Annotated in this window: 12 protein-coding genes; 11 read left to right on the plus strand and 1 reads right to left on the minus strand. The window is 35.9% G+C overall.

Annotation, left to right across the window (positions count from 1 at the left end; genetic code table 11):
• Positions 1-18: 18 nt before the first annotated feature.
• From DWB61_RS01305 to DWB61_RS01320, 4 genes are all read left to right on the plus strand, one after another.
• Positions 19-1,827, plus strand: a complete 1,809-nt coding sequence (locus DWB61_RS01305) for an aminotransferase class I/II-fold pyridoxal phosphate-dependent enzyme (protein ID WP_125029087.1) — start codon at positions 19-21, stop codon at positions 1,825-1,827.
• A complete protein-coding gene (locus DWB61_RS01310; protein WP_125029088.1) occupies positions 1,821-2,942 on the plus strand; it encodes an NAD/NADP octopine/nopaline dehydrogenase family protein in 1,122 nt (373 codons plus the stop codon). Before DWB61_RS01305 ends, DWB61_RS01310 begins: the two co-directional genes overlap by 7 nt.
• 368 nt (positions 2,943-3,310) lie before the next feature.
• Positions 3,311-4,417, plus strand: a complete 1,107-nt coding sequence (locus tag DWB61_RS01315; RefSeq protein ID WP_125029089.1) for a CDP-glycerol glycerophosphotransferase family protein — start codon at positions 3,311-3,313, stop codon at positions 4,415-4,417.
• A 33-nt stretch (positions 4,418-4,450) separates the two neighbouring features.
• Complete coding sequence (locus tag DWB61_RS01320) at positions 4,451-4,840, plus strand: adenylyltransferase/cytidyltransferase family protein (RefSeq protein ID WP_125029090.1); 390 nt, start codon at positions 4,451-4,453, stop codon at positions 4,838-4,840.
• A 1-nt stretch (position 4,841) separates the two neighbouring features.
• On the opposite strand, the gene DWB61_RS01325 is transcribed toward DWB61_RS01320, so the two are convergent.
• Positions 4,842-6,311: a lipopolysaccharide biosynthesis protein gene (locus DWB61_RS01325; protein WP_125029091.1), complete on the minus strand. Its 1,470-nt coding sequence runs from the start codon at positions 6,309-6,311 to the stop codon at positions 4,842-4,844.
• A gap of 246 nt (positions 6,312-6,557) precedes the next feature.
• Here DWB61_RS01325 and DWB61_RS01330 point away from each other — a divergent pair, with 246 nt between their 5' ends.
• From DWB61_RS01330 to atpD, 7 genes are all read left to right on the plus strand, one after another.
• On the plus strand, positions 6,558-7,430 hold the full coding sequence (locus DWB61_RS01330; RefSeq protein ID WP_125029092.1) for a cell division protein FtsX: 873 nt from the start codon (positions 6,558-6,560) through the stop codon (positions 7,428-7,430).
• 46 nt (positions 7,431-7,476) lie between these two features.
• Positions 7,477-7,719, plus strand: coding sequence for a DUF3098 domain-containing protein (locus tag DWB61_RS01335; protein ID WP_125029093.1), 243 nt, complete (start codon positions 7,477-7,479; stop codon positions 7,717-7,719).
• A 177-nt stretch (positions 7,720-7,896) separates the two neighbouring features.
• Positions 7,897-8,685 (plus strand): undecaprenyl-diphosphate phosphatase, encoded by a 789-nt coding sequence (locus DWB61_RS01340; protein ID WP_125029094.1) that lies wholly within the window; start codon positions 7,897-7,899, stop codon positions 8,683-8,685.
• A gap of 136 nt (positions 8,686-8,821) precedes the next feature.
• Positions 8,822-9,526, plus strand: a complete 705-nt coding sequence (gene truB / locus DWB61_RS01345) for a tRNA pseudouridine(55) synthase TruB (RefSeq protein ID WP_125029095.1) — start codon at positions 8,822-8,824, stop codon at positions 9,524-9,526.
• A 188-nt stretch (positions 9,527-9,714) separates the two neighbouring features.
• Positions 9,715-10,770 (plus strand): tRNA preQ1(34) S-adenosylmethionine ribosyltransferase-isomerase QueA, encoded by a 1,056-nt coding sequence (queA, locus tag DWB61_RS01350; protein WP_125029096.1) that lies wholly within the window; start codon positions 9,715-9,717, stop codon positions 10,768-10,770.
• A 250-nt stretch (positions 10,771-11,020) separates the two neighbouring features.
• Positions 11,021-11,995 (plus strand): polyprenyl synthetase family protein, encoded by a 975-nt coding sequence (locus DWB61_RS01355; RefSeq protein ID WP_125029097.1) that lies wholly within the window; start codon positions 11,021-11,023, stop codon positions 11,993-11,995.
• Positions 11,996-12,089: 94 nt separating this feature from the next.
• On the plus strand, positions 12,090-13,601 hold the full coding sequence (gene atpD / locus DWB61_RS01360) for a F0F1 ATP synthase subunit beta (RefSeq protein WP_125029098.1): 1,512 nt from the start codon (positions 12,090-12,092) through the stop codon (positions 13,599-13,601).
• Positions 13,602-13,644: the final 43 nt, after the last annotated feature.

A 13,644-nucleotide genomic window follows, 5' to 3' on the forward strand; every position in this document is an offset into this window, starting at 1 on the left:
TTTTATTAAAAATCGAATATGCAAGCAATAATTCTAGCTGCTGGACTTGGGAAACGATTGGGAAATCTGACTCAAAACAACACCAAATGTATGGTTGAAATCCATGGTAAAACGCTAATTGAGCGCTCCCTGGATAATCTATCCGAAGCTGGAATCAGCAGAGTGATTTTGGTTATTGGTTATGAGGGTCAAAAGGTGATTGATCTATTGGGGAATAGCTACGCCAATATGGAATTGGTATATGTTGAAAACCCAATTTATAATAAAACCAATAATATTTATTCGCTCTATCTGGCAAAGGATTATCTGACGGATAGAGATACGATTCTATTGGAAAGTGATTTGATTTACGATGCGGAGATTTTAAACAAATTGATTGCTGCTGATGCCCCAAATTTGGCAGTTGTAGCCAAGTACGAATCGTGGATGGATGGCACCGTTGTTACGCTTGATGAGAATAACAACATCCTGAATTTTATTCCCAAAACACATTTCGATTATCAGCAGCTGCATAATTATTACAAGACAGTTAATATCTATAAATTATCTAAGGATTTTTCCAGTTCACATTACGTCCCATTTCTTGAGGCTTATTGCAAGGCATTGGGTCATAACGAGTATTACGAGCAGGTACTGCGTGTGATCACTCTTTTGGAAAATTCCGATTTGAAAGCCTATAAAATCGATACCGAAAAGTGGTACGAGATTGATGATATACAGGATTACAATAATGCCGAAACGGTTTTTGCACCAGCATCAGAGAAACTAAAAATGATTCAAGCACGTTATGGTGGTTATTGGCGTTTTCCTTACCTAAAAGATTTCTGTTATTTGGTAAACCCTTACTTTCCGGGCATAAAGATGGAAAATGAGATTAAGGCTTATTTTCATGCCTTAATGAGCGAATACCCATCTGGCTTGAATGTTCAAAATCTCTTGGCAGCTCGTATGTTCGATTGCCCACAAGATCAGATAGTGGTTGGGAATGGTGCTGCCGAATTAATCAACGCTTTAAGCTCGGTACTGAAAGGGAAAGTAGGTATTATCAACCCTAGTTTTAACGAATATGCTGAGCGATTCGAAGCTTTAGGCCTTGAGACCTTTGTTCCGGGAAATGAGCATTTTTCATATTCACTTTCAGACTTAAAGTCCTTTTCTCAATCCGTAGAGCAGCTTCTCTTAATCAATCCTGATAACCCAAGCGGGCACTTTATCCCGGTTAATGAAGTTCTTGAATTAGCTCAATTCTTAGCTGATGCCAATAAGAAACTCATATTGGATGAATCTTTTATCGATTTTTCAAGCGAAGGCCCTAAAAATACATTGATCAAGGAAGAGGTGCTGATGGCTTATCCTAACTTGATTATCATTAAGAGTATCAGTAAAAGTTACGGTGTGCCTGGTTTTAGATTAGGTGTGTTGACTTGCTCCGATTTGAACTTGATGAAAAAAGTGAAAAGTAAAATCTCTATTTGGAATGTGAATTCCTTTGGGGAATTTTTCATGCAGATTTTCGAGAAGTATAGAAAAGACTATTTTAAAGCTTGTAATACCATATCTACAGAAAGAGATCGATTTTATACTCTTCTAAACAATATTGAATACCTGAGAGTGATTCCTTCGCAGGCTAATTATTTTTTATGCGAGCTTGTAAATGGTCAATCATCGAGTGAACTGACCGAGAAGTTATTAGTCGAACACGATTTATTTATAAAAGATCTTAAAGGAAAAAAGGGTTTCGAGAATAAAGAATACATTCGCATCGCGGTTAGAGATGGAAAGGACAATGATTTCATTGTTGATATCTTAAAAAATAGAGTATGGTAATTGGCATTTGTGGGGGAGGAAATATTGCGCATAGCTTAATTGGTTTGTTGGGATCGGATTCTTCGAATGAAATTCGATTGTTGACAAGGAAACCCAATGAGTGGCAGAAGCAAATTTGTGTTATCAACAGGGAAGGTGAGGATCTTATTGGGAAACTGGATTTTGTTTCTGATGATGCCTCTCAAATTATATCCAAATGTGAATTGATTATTTTAGCTCTTCCATCTCAAGCCAGAGAAAGCGTCATTAAGCAAATTGCTCCTTTTGTAGCCAAAAATACCTGGATAGGCTCATTCCCTGGTATGGGAAATTTTGAGTTAATTTGCCATAAACACCTGCCTTTAAGCGAGAAAAATATTCGGATTTTTGCTAGTCAAAGAGTCCCTTGCATTGCGCGTGTTTCAAAATATGGCGAAGAGGTTGTGATGACTTCGAAAAAGGATAGCATGGCAGTGGCGACTCTCAATCCAAATTTGATAGAAGAGATATCGACTTTGCTATCTCCTTTATTTGATATGCAGATTTTGCCTTTGAATAATTTCTTAGAGGTTACTCTCTCTACATCGAATCCCATATTGCACCCAGCCCGTATGTATGCCCTTTTTAAGGATATAAAAGCTGATGAAGTTTGGGGTGAGAATCCTACTTTTTACGAATCTTGGAATTTAGAATCTTCTGAAATCCTGATCAAAATGGATGAAGAGGTGCATACCTTATTGGATAAAATTCCATTCGACCTGAGTGGTATCAAACCTTTATTGGAACATTACGATTCTGCTAACGCTGAGGAGTTGACACAAAAGTTAAGTAGTATTCAAGCGTTCAAGGGCCTTTTATCTCCCATGAAAAAGATGGATAAGGGTTTTGTTATTGATTTGGAGTCTCGATATTTTATTGAAGATATTAGCTTTGGGTTGATTTTAATAAAAGATATTGCGCACCTATTTTCAATAAATACACCGACTATTGATCAGGTCATTTATTGGGCTCAGGATCTTTTGAATAAGGACTACCTGCTTGCTGGGAAATTGGAAGGGGTAGATTGTGTAGACCTTTTATTACACCCTTCGTTTTCGATAAGCAGTCCCGAGGAATTTCTTAATTTTTATCAATAGCATCCTAAATGTTTTTATTCATGTTATTTATTTTGCTGCTATCAATACATTTAAGACTATAACGGAATAAAGGGGTTATTTTTTGACCACCTCAAAAGCTGGCCTCTTTTTTAAAGATTTTTCGTTTTACGAAAGCTTTAGAAAGACCGGGAAGCTGAGAACTTGTTCGAAGATCACCCGGCCGCACTTAAGCTTGAGGCATATAAGAAAGATGTTTAAAAAGCAGCCTTGATCTTTTTTGCTTCGTTTTTTGGATCAAGCCAAAAAAATGAAGTCTAGTTTATTCGAAAAGCTCATGATCTCGCAAAAAGCTCGGTTGGGGCGAAGCACCAATTTATTAAGACAGGATTGAAATTTTATCAATAATCATGAGAAAAAAGAAACTACTGTTTATCGACTACATCCACTCAAGTGTTCGTGACCTGATGGTCTATTACGATAAGAATCTTCGTGATGAATTTGAAGATAAAGTCGACATTGAAATCTATAAGAAGCCTTATCAAAAGAACCGCTCTTCAATTCTTGGGATTCTAGCTCGCAAATGGTATTTGCTTAAGAAGATTAGAAAACCAGATTTGGTTGTAGGTGACACCTACACACATGCTATTTTCAAAGCGGGAAAGAAAAGCATGTATATTTTTCATGGAGCTTTAACCAAACAGCATCCTGCCAAGAATCACAATGCCCTGACTGAAAGAGGAGGGGATCTTCGCAAAATGGATTATGTGGTGGGTTTCTCAAAACGTGATCAGGAAAATTACATGCTTGATAAAGACGGAAAACCCAATGGGAATTTTGAATTGCTTCCTCTTGGTTTACCCAGGAACGATCAATTATTTTCAGCCGATTATAAGAAAGAAAGTCGGGCTTACTATGATGGGAAGTATAATTTAGAAGGGAAACGAATTCTGCTATATGCGCCTACATTCCGTAACTATTCCGAAGAAATCAAACTGCCTTTTTCGGCTTCTGATTTTGACAGATTAAACGAATTCTTTAAAAAGAATAATTGGGTGATGATTTATCGTCCTCATTATATTGAAAATATTATTCCCAGGGAATACCTGGAATCGAAAGAGAGCATCTTAATTTTGGATTCAATAATAGAAGAGGATAGTCAGAAATTGCTTGCTGCTACCGATGTTTTGATGACAGATTACAGCTCTATTTATGTAGATTACCTAATTCTCGACCGACCAATTTGTTTTTTGCCTTTTGATTTAGATCTTTACGATCAAGAAAAAGGGCTTGTGATTGATTTTAAGGATGAGGCTTGTATTCCAGGTCCAATTATTGGTCATGCAGATGAACTATTGACTTTCTTTAATGATGTCAATCATTCAAAAGACAATTTTGTTGAGAGACGTGCTTCGTCGAAAGCTTATTATTTTGATTATTTCGATAATAAGAGTTGTAAACGCGTTTGGGAAGCCATTCTTTACGATATTTTGGACTTAAAAAGGAAGTGGTCATAGAGATTTTAAAAATATAAAAAAATATATATTAGAATGAGAAGAGTTATAACTTTCGGAACATACGATCTATTTCATATTGGACATTTGCGCATTTTAGAGCGCTCTAAGCAGAATGGTGATTACTTAATTGTGGGTATTTCAACAGATGCACTGAATTACTCTAAGAAGCAGAAGAATCCTATTTATAGCCAGGAAGACAGAATGGATATTATTAAGGCTCTTAAGGTTGTTGATGAGGTCTTCTACGAAGAATCATTGGAGCTTAAGGGTGAGTATATCAAAGAACACAAGGCTGATGTCTTAGTGATGGGGGACGATTGGGCTGGTCGTTTCGATATGTTTAAAGAATTATGCGAAGTGGTTTACTTGCCACGCACCCCATCTGTATCTACAACAGAAATTATCGAGATTATTAAAAGATAACTTATCGTTTGATGAGTTTCAAGGCTGAATCATTAAGATCTTTCGAGATACGAAAGCTTAATGTTAAAGCGATATAGATTAGACTTACAATTGCTCCCCGAATAATGATATCTATGACATAAGAATCTTGCTTGGGGAGCAAATAAGAGATGTAATACGAAACAACAGCGATTATAATAACTAATAAGTAACGGTAGTTAAAAGGTTGGAATTTATATCGTTTCAGTAAAAAAATATACTTCATCAGATTAAAACACAAGCTAGCTGCAAATGATGCCGCAGCAGCCCCAGTAACTCCCCAAAGGGGTATCATGATCGCATTACTAATAATGATTATCCCTGCATACAATATTAAGAAAAGAGATTGCTTGCGATAAGCAGGTGAATTCTGAATCACCACCCCACTGATACCCGACAGCATTAAGACCACATTAGACAAACCAATGAAGAAAACTACATATTTTCCTTCAATATATTCTGGTGTGACTATCTGAAGGACATTATCAATATTGACCCACAAGCCAACAAAAAGCAGACAAGCTACCATGAACTGGTGCAATCCACTTTGTGCGTAAGTTTTTGATATGGTTTTAAGATCTTTCTTCTTCCAGGCTTCGGCTATTACAGTACTTGATATTTTGTTTAAGGTGCGTGAGGGCATAGATATTAAAACTCCAAAACTTGCCATAACTGTAAATATCCCCGTAGCTCCTAAACTCAACATCCCTGTAAGCATAAGCTTGTCAATTTGGGATGCTATTTTATCACCGAAATTATTTAGAAGCCCATATAATGAGGTGTCAATCATGATCTTTTTCAGATCTGGTTTGATAAAGTTCAGCTTAGGTTTAAATGAAACTTGCTTGCGGGTAATCAATACACCGAAAAGTAATACGGTTGGTAAACAATAGGCCGAAACGTAAATAAAAACCAACTGATCGAAGTTGATAAAATCTTTCCAGAGTAAAATTAAGCTGACTGAAACGATTATTCTAAAAATAATATCTCTGAAGAAGGTACCTGAAATAGCATCGTATAAAACTCGGTTGTAACTATCGAATAGATTATAGAAAATAGAGAAAAAAACGAGAGGAATTAGGTAAATAAGATAGTTGAGATTAAAAGCTTCATCTCCACTGAAATAGTTACCAGCAAAGGGGTGTAAAGAAGCGTAGGCCACTAGAGAGATTACAAATCCTAATAATCCAACACAAAAAAGAATAAACATGAAACCGTTGTGTTGATTCTCCTCATTTCGAAAATAGGGAAATAATCTTGAGATAACAGCACCGAAACCTAGGCCCGAGAATTGGGCAGCCAGCATGGTTGTGGCAATTAACCAGGATAACAAACCGACTTCTTCGGTAGAAAGAATGCGAGGGTATAAAAGGGCGACATTTGCAAGTCCTATTATGGCCCCTACATATGAAAATATTGACCCTATAATGGTTTGTTTTCGGATAATACCCAAGCTGTTTCTTTTTAGTGTGAAGTCTGATTAATCAAAAGTAATAAAACTAAAGGAAAGTATGCGCAGGTCAGCATCTCATCTATTATGAATTAGTGAAATCTATGTTTACTTAGCTTTCAGTGCACTTAGATCTGTTAGTATGTGAAAATAGTGAATAAATTACTCTGAATCTAAAGGCCTATTTCTGATTAAAAATTGTATTTTCGCATGTTGCCATAAATTTACATTCATAATAAAATTAGTCGCATGGCTCAAAGTAATAAAGCTTCTAAACGTCGTTTAAGAACTTCATATTTTAGCTCGATAATTAGTATTTCATTGGTCCTGTTTATGTTGGGACTTATGGGTTTGCTGGTTCTGAATGCTAAGCAGTTATCTAATTACGTGAAAGAGAATATAGGTATTTCAGTTGTATTAAAAGATAACGTTAAAGAGGTTGATATTCGTCGTTTGCAGAAAATTCTTGATGCTAGTTCTTTTGTAAAATCAACCAAGTTTATTGATAAGGAAACTGCAGCTAAGGATTTACAGAAAGATTTGGGAGAGGATTTTATTTCATTTTTAGGTTATAATCCATTATTGGCAACCATTGATGTAAAATTGTATGCTGATTATGCCAATCCAGAGAGTATTGCTAAAATCGAGAAAAACTTATCGAAATATGATGCAATTCAAGAGATTTATTATCAAAAATCCCTTGTGCATTTGGTCAATGAGAATGTGAAAAAGATTAGTTTAATACTGCTTGCATTCAGTGGATTACTTTTTTTGATATCGGTGACACTAATTAATAATACGATTCGTTTGTCTATTTATTCGCACCGAATGCTCATTAAAACCATGCAATTGGTTGGTGCTACCCGAGGCTTTATCCGTCGACCATTTATTGGGAAAAGTTTTTGGCACGGCATTTTGGGAGCCATCATTGCAAACTTACTTTTAAGTGGTGTGATTTATTTATCTCAAAGAGAATTGCGAGAGGTTATTACATTTGAAAATGTAGAAATATTGGGTTTATTATTTATTCTAATCACTCTGATTGGTATTGTGATAACTTGGATTTCAACCTTTTTAGCAGTGAACAAATTTTTAAGAATTGATACAAGACATTTGTATTAGAAGCTTGGCTAGATACGTTTAAACAAGATTAAACTCTTTATTTTATATGAACAAGGACGATAAAAAACTTGAATTTGCTTTGGCAAAAGAAAACTACAAGCTTCTGCTTATTGGTTTCGCTATAATTATTATTGGTTTTATGCTGATGATGGGTGGGGGATCAGAGGATCCAACCGTTTTTGATGAAGACATTTTCAGCTTTCGCAGAATTACTCTGGCGCCTTTGGTTGTTCTTTTTGGATTTGCTTTCGAAATATATGCCATTATGAAGCGTCCAAAAGAAAAGTAGATTTTTGAGAAGCCAAAGATTTTGAAATCGACCGTATCCATTTGTTTGGTTGCGGTTTCATTTTGTTTAAGTCAGTATGGCACTAAACAGAATTGAGACAAGAATAACACAGATACTGGAATACATACAAACAACCGGCAGCTGTAGCTGATCGAGTTCTGTATTAAAAAAAAAGAAATGGATTGGATAGAAGCACTTATATTGGGATTAGTACAAGGATTAACTGAATTTTTACCTGTAAGTTCAAGTGGTCATCTGGAAATTGGGAAAGCTCTTTTGGGTGTAAATGCAGAAGATAACTTGAGATTTACTGTTGTGGTTCATGGAGCTACAGTTTTGAGTACGCTTATTGTTTTCCGTAAAGATATTTTGGCTTTAATTCAAGGTTTATTTGAATTCAAATGGAATGATTCGACTCAATATGTGACGAAAATTGCCTTTTCGATGCTTCCAATAGCAGTTGTTGGACTTTTCTTTAAAGATCAAGTCGAAGAGATTTTTAATACGGACAAGATCTTGTTGTTAGTAGGCTTTATGCTTTTACTTACAGCGTCATTATTAGCCTTTACATTTTATGCCAAGCAAAAAGAGAAAGAAATTAGTTTTCGCGATGCATTAATTATTGGAGTCGCTCAAACTTGTGCCGTTCTTCCTGGTATCTCTCGTTCGGGTTCAACTATCGCGACGGGCTTACTTTTGGGTAATAAAAAATCGGAAGTTGCTAAGTTTTCATTTTTGATGGTGCTTGTACCTATTATTGGAGAGAATATTTTGAGTATTTTTAAAACGGATATTTCTCAAGCCGGCAGTATCGATACTTCAGTTTTAATTGTTGGTTTTATTGCCGCCTTTGTTTCTGGATTACTAGCTTGTAGTTGGATGATTAAGATTGTGAAAAAGGGTAAGCTAATTTATTTTGCAATTTATTGCCTTATTATCGGTCTTATTGCCATTTTTGCATCCTAAATTTTATAGAATAAAAATCAGATGATATCTGATAGAACTAAGCTCTTAGGATTTTGAAATTCTAGGAGCTTAGTTTTAGAATAAATGCGAGATATTTATTAAATTAGAAAATCGCTTAAAATACATTTACAAAAGCATGATTAAATTCGAAGTAGATCAAGATTTTCAAGGTGGCTCATTCATTCTTTTGAATAAGCCATATGAGTGGACATCTTTTGATTTAGTAAATAAAGTTAAGTTTAAGATAAAGCATAAATACAATCTGAAAAAAATAAAGGTTGGTCATGCTGGGACTCTTGATCCTTTAGCTACTGGCTTGATGATTGTTTGTACAGGAAAATATACCAAGCAAATTGATACCTATCAAGCTCAGGTAAAAGAATATATTGCAACATTAAAATTGGGTTCAACCACACCATCATTCGATTTGGAAACAGAAGTTGATGAAACCTACCCAACAGAACATATTGATAGAGCTTTAATTGATGAAGCTTTAAAAGGGTTCTTAGGGGAGATCAAACAACGTCCTCCAGCTTATTCAGCCATAAAAATTGATGGCAAAAGAGCTTATGAATACGCAAGAAAAGGTTTAGATGTCGAGATCAAAGAAAAGATTCTTGTGATTGATGAAATTGAAGTTTTAAGCTTTGAAAATGATGTTTTAAAGATTAGAGTGGTTTGTAGTAAGGGAACATATATTAGAGCACTGGCTCGCGATATTGGAATTCAACTAAACAGTGGTGCGCATTTGATTGCTCTGGAACGAACTCGTATTGGTGAATATAATACAGATCAGGCACTTGAAATAGAAGATTTTATGAGTTATTTAGAGAATTTATAACTATCTTGCAGCCATTTTCGTAAAGTTTTCACTGTTGAGAAAAAGTGCACTTATATTAACTTGCTGTATGTGAGTTAAGAATCTTGTGTAATTGTCTTATGCAATTAAATTGATTCTTATCAGTCTGTATAATTTGGGGTTCTTTTTAGAACTCTTATCTATCATCAAAAATATCTAAAGTCAGCCTTATGAAGTTATCTAAGTTTAAGTTTAATTTACCTCAAGAACTTATTGCTTTACATCCTGCCTACAATCGTGATGAATCTCGATTGATGGTACTTCACAAAGATACCGGAGAGATTGAGCACCGTATTTTTAAAGATGTTATCGAGTATTTCGATGATAAAGATGTTATGGTGTTTAATAATACCAAGGTTTTTCCTGCGCGATTGTCTGGTAATAAAGAAAAAACAGGAGCTGAGATCGAAGTTTTTTTGTTGCGCGAGCTAAATCGTGAACAAAGACTATGGGATGTTTTAGTTGATCCGGCACGTAAAATCCGTATTGGGAATAAACTTTATTTTGGTGATGATGATTCCTTGGTTGCTGAGGTAATTGATAATACCACATCACGAGGTAGAACGCTTCGTTTCTTATTCGATGGATCTTACGAAGAATTTAAAGAAGCCTTATATGGTTTGGGAGAAACACCTCTTCCACGATCAATAATTGAGAAACGTAAGGTTGAAGAGGAAGACGCCGAACGTTTTCAAACCATTTTTGCTAAACACGAAGGAGCTGTTGCAGCACCAACTGCTGGTATGCACTTTAGCCGCGAGCTAATGAAACGTCTTGAAATTAAAGGTGTCGATTTTGCAGAAGTAACACTTCATGTAGGCCTGGGTAACTTTAGAGATGTTGATGTTGAAGATTTGACTAAGCATAGAATGGATTCTGAGCAAATCTTTATTAACGACGAAGCCGTTTCGATTGTAAATAAAGCTAAAGAGGGCAAGCATAAAGTTTGTGCTGTAGGAACCACTACTGTTCGTACACTTGAGAGCTCTGTTTCAACAATGGGTACTCTTAAGCCTTTCGAAGGATGGACAAATAAATTTTTATTCCCTCCTTATGACTTTAGTATTCCAGACGCTATGATTTCAAACTTCCACTTACCATATTCTACTCTAATGATGATGGTAGCTGCTTTTGGAGGATATGATAAAGTAATGGAATGTTACGAAATTGCTATTAAAGAGAAGTACCGTTTCGGAACTTATGGTGATGCTATTTTAATTATCTGATAGATGTTATCAGATATCCAATAATATTAGGAACCACTCCAGTTTATGGGGTGGTTTTTTGTTTCTAAGAATTTGGAAACGAAAGCCAATGCTTTTTATTTTTTTTCTATTTTAGTGCACTTGAATATAGACGTTAGCTTTGAGATTATTTCAAAAATATAACTCCTTTTTGATCTTTATTAAATCGTATTTAAAGGGAGGAATCTCAGATCTCAAATCTCAAATCTCAAATCCAAAATTTATATAAAACATGTATACTTTCAACGAACTTCAAACTCAAATCGAAAACAGAATTGATGCTTTGGAGTTTTCTACTCCTCCTGAAGGCCTTTTTGAGCCCATGAAATACATTCTTTCTATTGGAGGCAAACGACTACGTCCTATTCTTGTTCTAATGGCTGCAAACCTTTATAAGGAAGATCTTGAGAAGATCTACCTACCCGCAATTGGGATTGAGGTTTTCCATAATTTCACACTTCTTCATGATGATGTGATGGATCATGCGCCAATTAGAAGAAACATGTCTACGGTTCACGAAAAATGGAATTCAAACGTGGCTATCCTTTCAGGTGATGCCATGTCTATCAAAGCGTATCAGTTTATTGTTAGTTGTGAAAACAAACATTTGAGTTCTGTTCTGGAGGTTTTCAATCAAACAGCTCTTGAGGTTTGTGAAGGACAGCAATTCGATATGGAATTTGAAGATAGAACTGATGTACGTGTTGAAGAGTATTTGAATATGATTCGACTTAAAACAGCTGTTCTTCTTGGAGGTAGCCTTAAAATGGGAGCTATTATGGGAGATGCTGATGATAAAGATGCAGATGCTTTATACCAGTTTGGCTTGAATTTAGGAATGGCTTTCCAGCTACAAGATGATATGCTTGATACATTTGGGAACGAAGCAGTATTCGGAAAGAAAATTGGTGGTGATATCCTTTGCAATAAGAAAACATTTTTGTTAATCAAAGCTCAGGAATTAGCCGAAGGTGAAACTAAAATTGAGCTTGAGAAATGGATTCGACTGGAAGGTTTTAATTCAGAAGAAAAAATTGCTGCAGTCAAAAAGATTTATGAAGACTTAAATGTTCGTGATTTGGCGGAAGTTGAAATTGATAAATATTTTGAACTATGCCTGGATTATTTAGCATCAGTAAAGGTTGATGAAGTTAAAAAAGAGAACTTAAGTTTACTTGTTAAGCGCTTGATAAATCGTTCCGTTTAAGATTATTAAAAATATAAGATAAATTCATCCTTTTTGCGGAAAAATGCTAAATTTGTCATCACACGATAATTAATGTTCCAATAAAACAAATGCAATGTCACAAAATATTGGCAAAATAGTTCAGGTAATCGGTCCTGTAATCGATGTTAGTTTCGAAAATGAGGGCACTGAGCTTCCTGATATTTACGACTCGTTAGAAGTCGTAATTGAAAATGGTAAAAATTTAGTTGTTGAGTGTCAACAGCACATTGGTGAAAACACCGTTCGTGCTATTGCAATGGACTCGACCGATGGCTTGAGAAGAGGAATGGATGTTATAGCAACCGGATCTCCTATTATTATGCCTGCAGGTGATAAAATAAAAGGTCGTCTTTTAAACGTAGTGGGTGAAACCATTGATGGTATTGGACAAGTAGATAAAAAAGGGGGCTATACAATTCACAGAACCCCTCCTAAGTTTGATGAATTAAAGACAGAATCAGAGGTGTTCTTCACTGGAATTAAAGTAATTGACCTTATTGAGCCTTATGCGAAAGGTGGTAAGATTGGTTTGTTCGGTGGAGCAGGTGTTGGAAAAACGGTTTTGATTCAAGAGCTAATTAATAATATTGCAATTGGGCAAGATGGTTTGTCTGTATTTGCAGGTGTAGGTGAGCGTACTCGTGAGGGTAATGATTTGCTGCGAGAAATGATCGAATCGAAGGTAATTCGTTATGGCGATGAGTTTGAGGAAGACATGGCTAAAGGAGGATGGGATTTATCTAAGGTTGATAAAGATGCTTTAGATCAGTCACAGGTATCTCTGGTTTTTGGTCAGATGAACGAGCCTCCTGGGGCACGTGCTCGTGTTGCTCTTTCAGGATTAACAGTTGCAGAGAGTTTACGTGATGGTGATGAGAAATCAGGGGGACGTGATATTCTGTTCTTTGTTGATAATATCTTCCGTTTTACTCAAGCTGGTTCTGAGGTCTCAGCACTTCTTGGTCGTATGCCTTCTGCGGTAGGTTACCAGCCAACTCTTTCAACAGAGATGGGTATTATGCAGGAACGTATTACGTCGACTAAGCGAGGATCTATTACATCTGTACAGGCGGTATACGTACCAGCCGATGACTTGACAGACCCTGCACCAGCAACAACATTTGCTCACTTGGATGCAACAACTGTATTGAATCGTAAGATTGCTGAGTTAGGTATTTACCCAGCGGTAGATCCACTTGATTCAACTTCACGTATTCTTACTCGTGACGTTGTAGGTGATGCTCACTACGATTGTGCAACCCATGTAAAAGAGTTGCTTCAACGTTATAAGGAACTTCAGGATATTATTGCAATTCTTGGAATGGAAGAGCTTTCTGACGAAGATAAATTGGTTGTGCACCGCGCACGTCGTGTTCAACGATTCCTATCTCAGCCTTTCCACGTAGCAGAGCAATTTACAGGCTTGAAAGGATGTTTGGTTCCAATTGAGGAAACAATTAAAGGCTTCAACATGATTATGAATGGTGAGGTTGATAAGTATCCTGAGGCAGCGTTTAACCTTGTAGGTAATATTGAGGAAGCTATTGAAAAAGGAGAAAAATTACTAGCAGAAGCTGAAGCTTAAAAATAAAAGTGTCCTAAGTACTTCTAACTTTAAGTACTTGTAA

Source organism: Ancylomarina euxina, from assembly GCF_003863355.1.
Classification (GTDB): domain Bacteria; phylum Bacteroidota; class Bacteroidia; order Bacteroidales; family Marinifilaceae; genus Ancylomarina; species Ancylomarina euxinus.

What these genes read in the sequence shown, in the direction of transcription:
- DWB61_RS01305 (WP_125029087.1), top strand. Translation starts at nt 19, where the DNA reads ATGCAAGCAATAATTCTAGCTGCTGGACTTGGGAAACGATTGGGAAAT.
- DWB61_RS01310 (WP_125029088.1), top strand. Translation starts at nt 1,821, where the DNA reads ATGGTAATTGGCATTTGTGGGGGAGGAAATATTGCGCATAGCTTAATT.
- DWB61_RS01315 (WP_125029089.1), top strand. Translation starts at nt 3,311, where the DNA reads ATGAGAAAAAAGAAACTACTGTTTATCGACTACATCCACTCAAGTGTT.
- DWB61_RS01320 (WP_125029090.1), top strand. Translation starts at nt 4,451, where the DNA reads ATGAGAAGAGTTATAACTTTCGGAACATACGATCTATTTCATATTGGA.
- DWB61_RS01330 (WP_125029092.1), top strand. Translation starts at nt 6,558, where the DNA reads ATGGCTCAAAGTAATAAAGCTTCTAAACGTCGTTTAAGAACTTCATAT.
- DWB61_RS01335 (WP_125029093.1), top strand. Translation starts at nt 7,477, where the DNA reads ATGAACAAGGACGATAAAAAACTTGAATTTGCTTTGGCAAAAGAAAAC.
- DWB61_RS01340 (WP_125029094.1), top strand. Translation starts at nt 7,897, where the DNA reads ATGGATTGGATAGAAGCACTTATATTGGGATTAGTACAAGGATTAACT.
- truB (WP_125029095.1), top strand. Translation starts at nt 8,822, where the DNA reads ATGATTAAATTCGAAGTAGATCAAGATTTTCAAGGTGGCTCATTCATT.
- queA (WP_125029096.1), top strand. Translation starts at nt 9,715, where the DNA reads ATGAAGTTATCTAAGTTTAAGTTTAATTTACCTCAAGAACTTATTGCT.
- DWB61_RS01355 (WP_125029097.1), top strand. Translation starts at nt 11,021, where the DNA reads ATGTATACTTTCAACGAACTTCAAACTCAAATCGAAAACAGAATTGAT.
- atpD (WP_125029098.1), top strand. Translation starts at nt 12,090, where the DNA reads ATGTCACAAAATATTGGCAAAATAGTTCAGGTAATCGGTCCTGTAATC.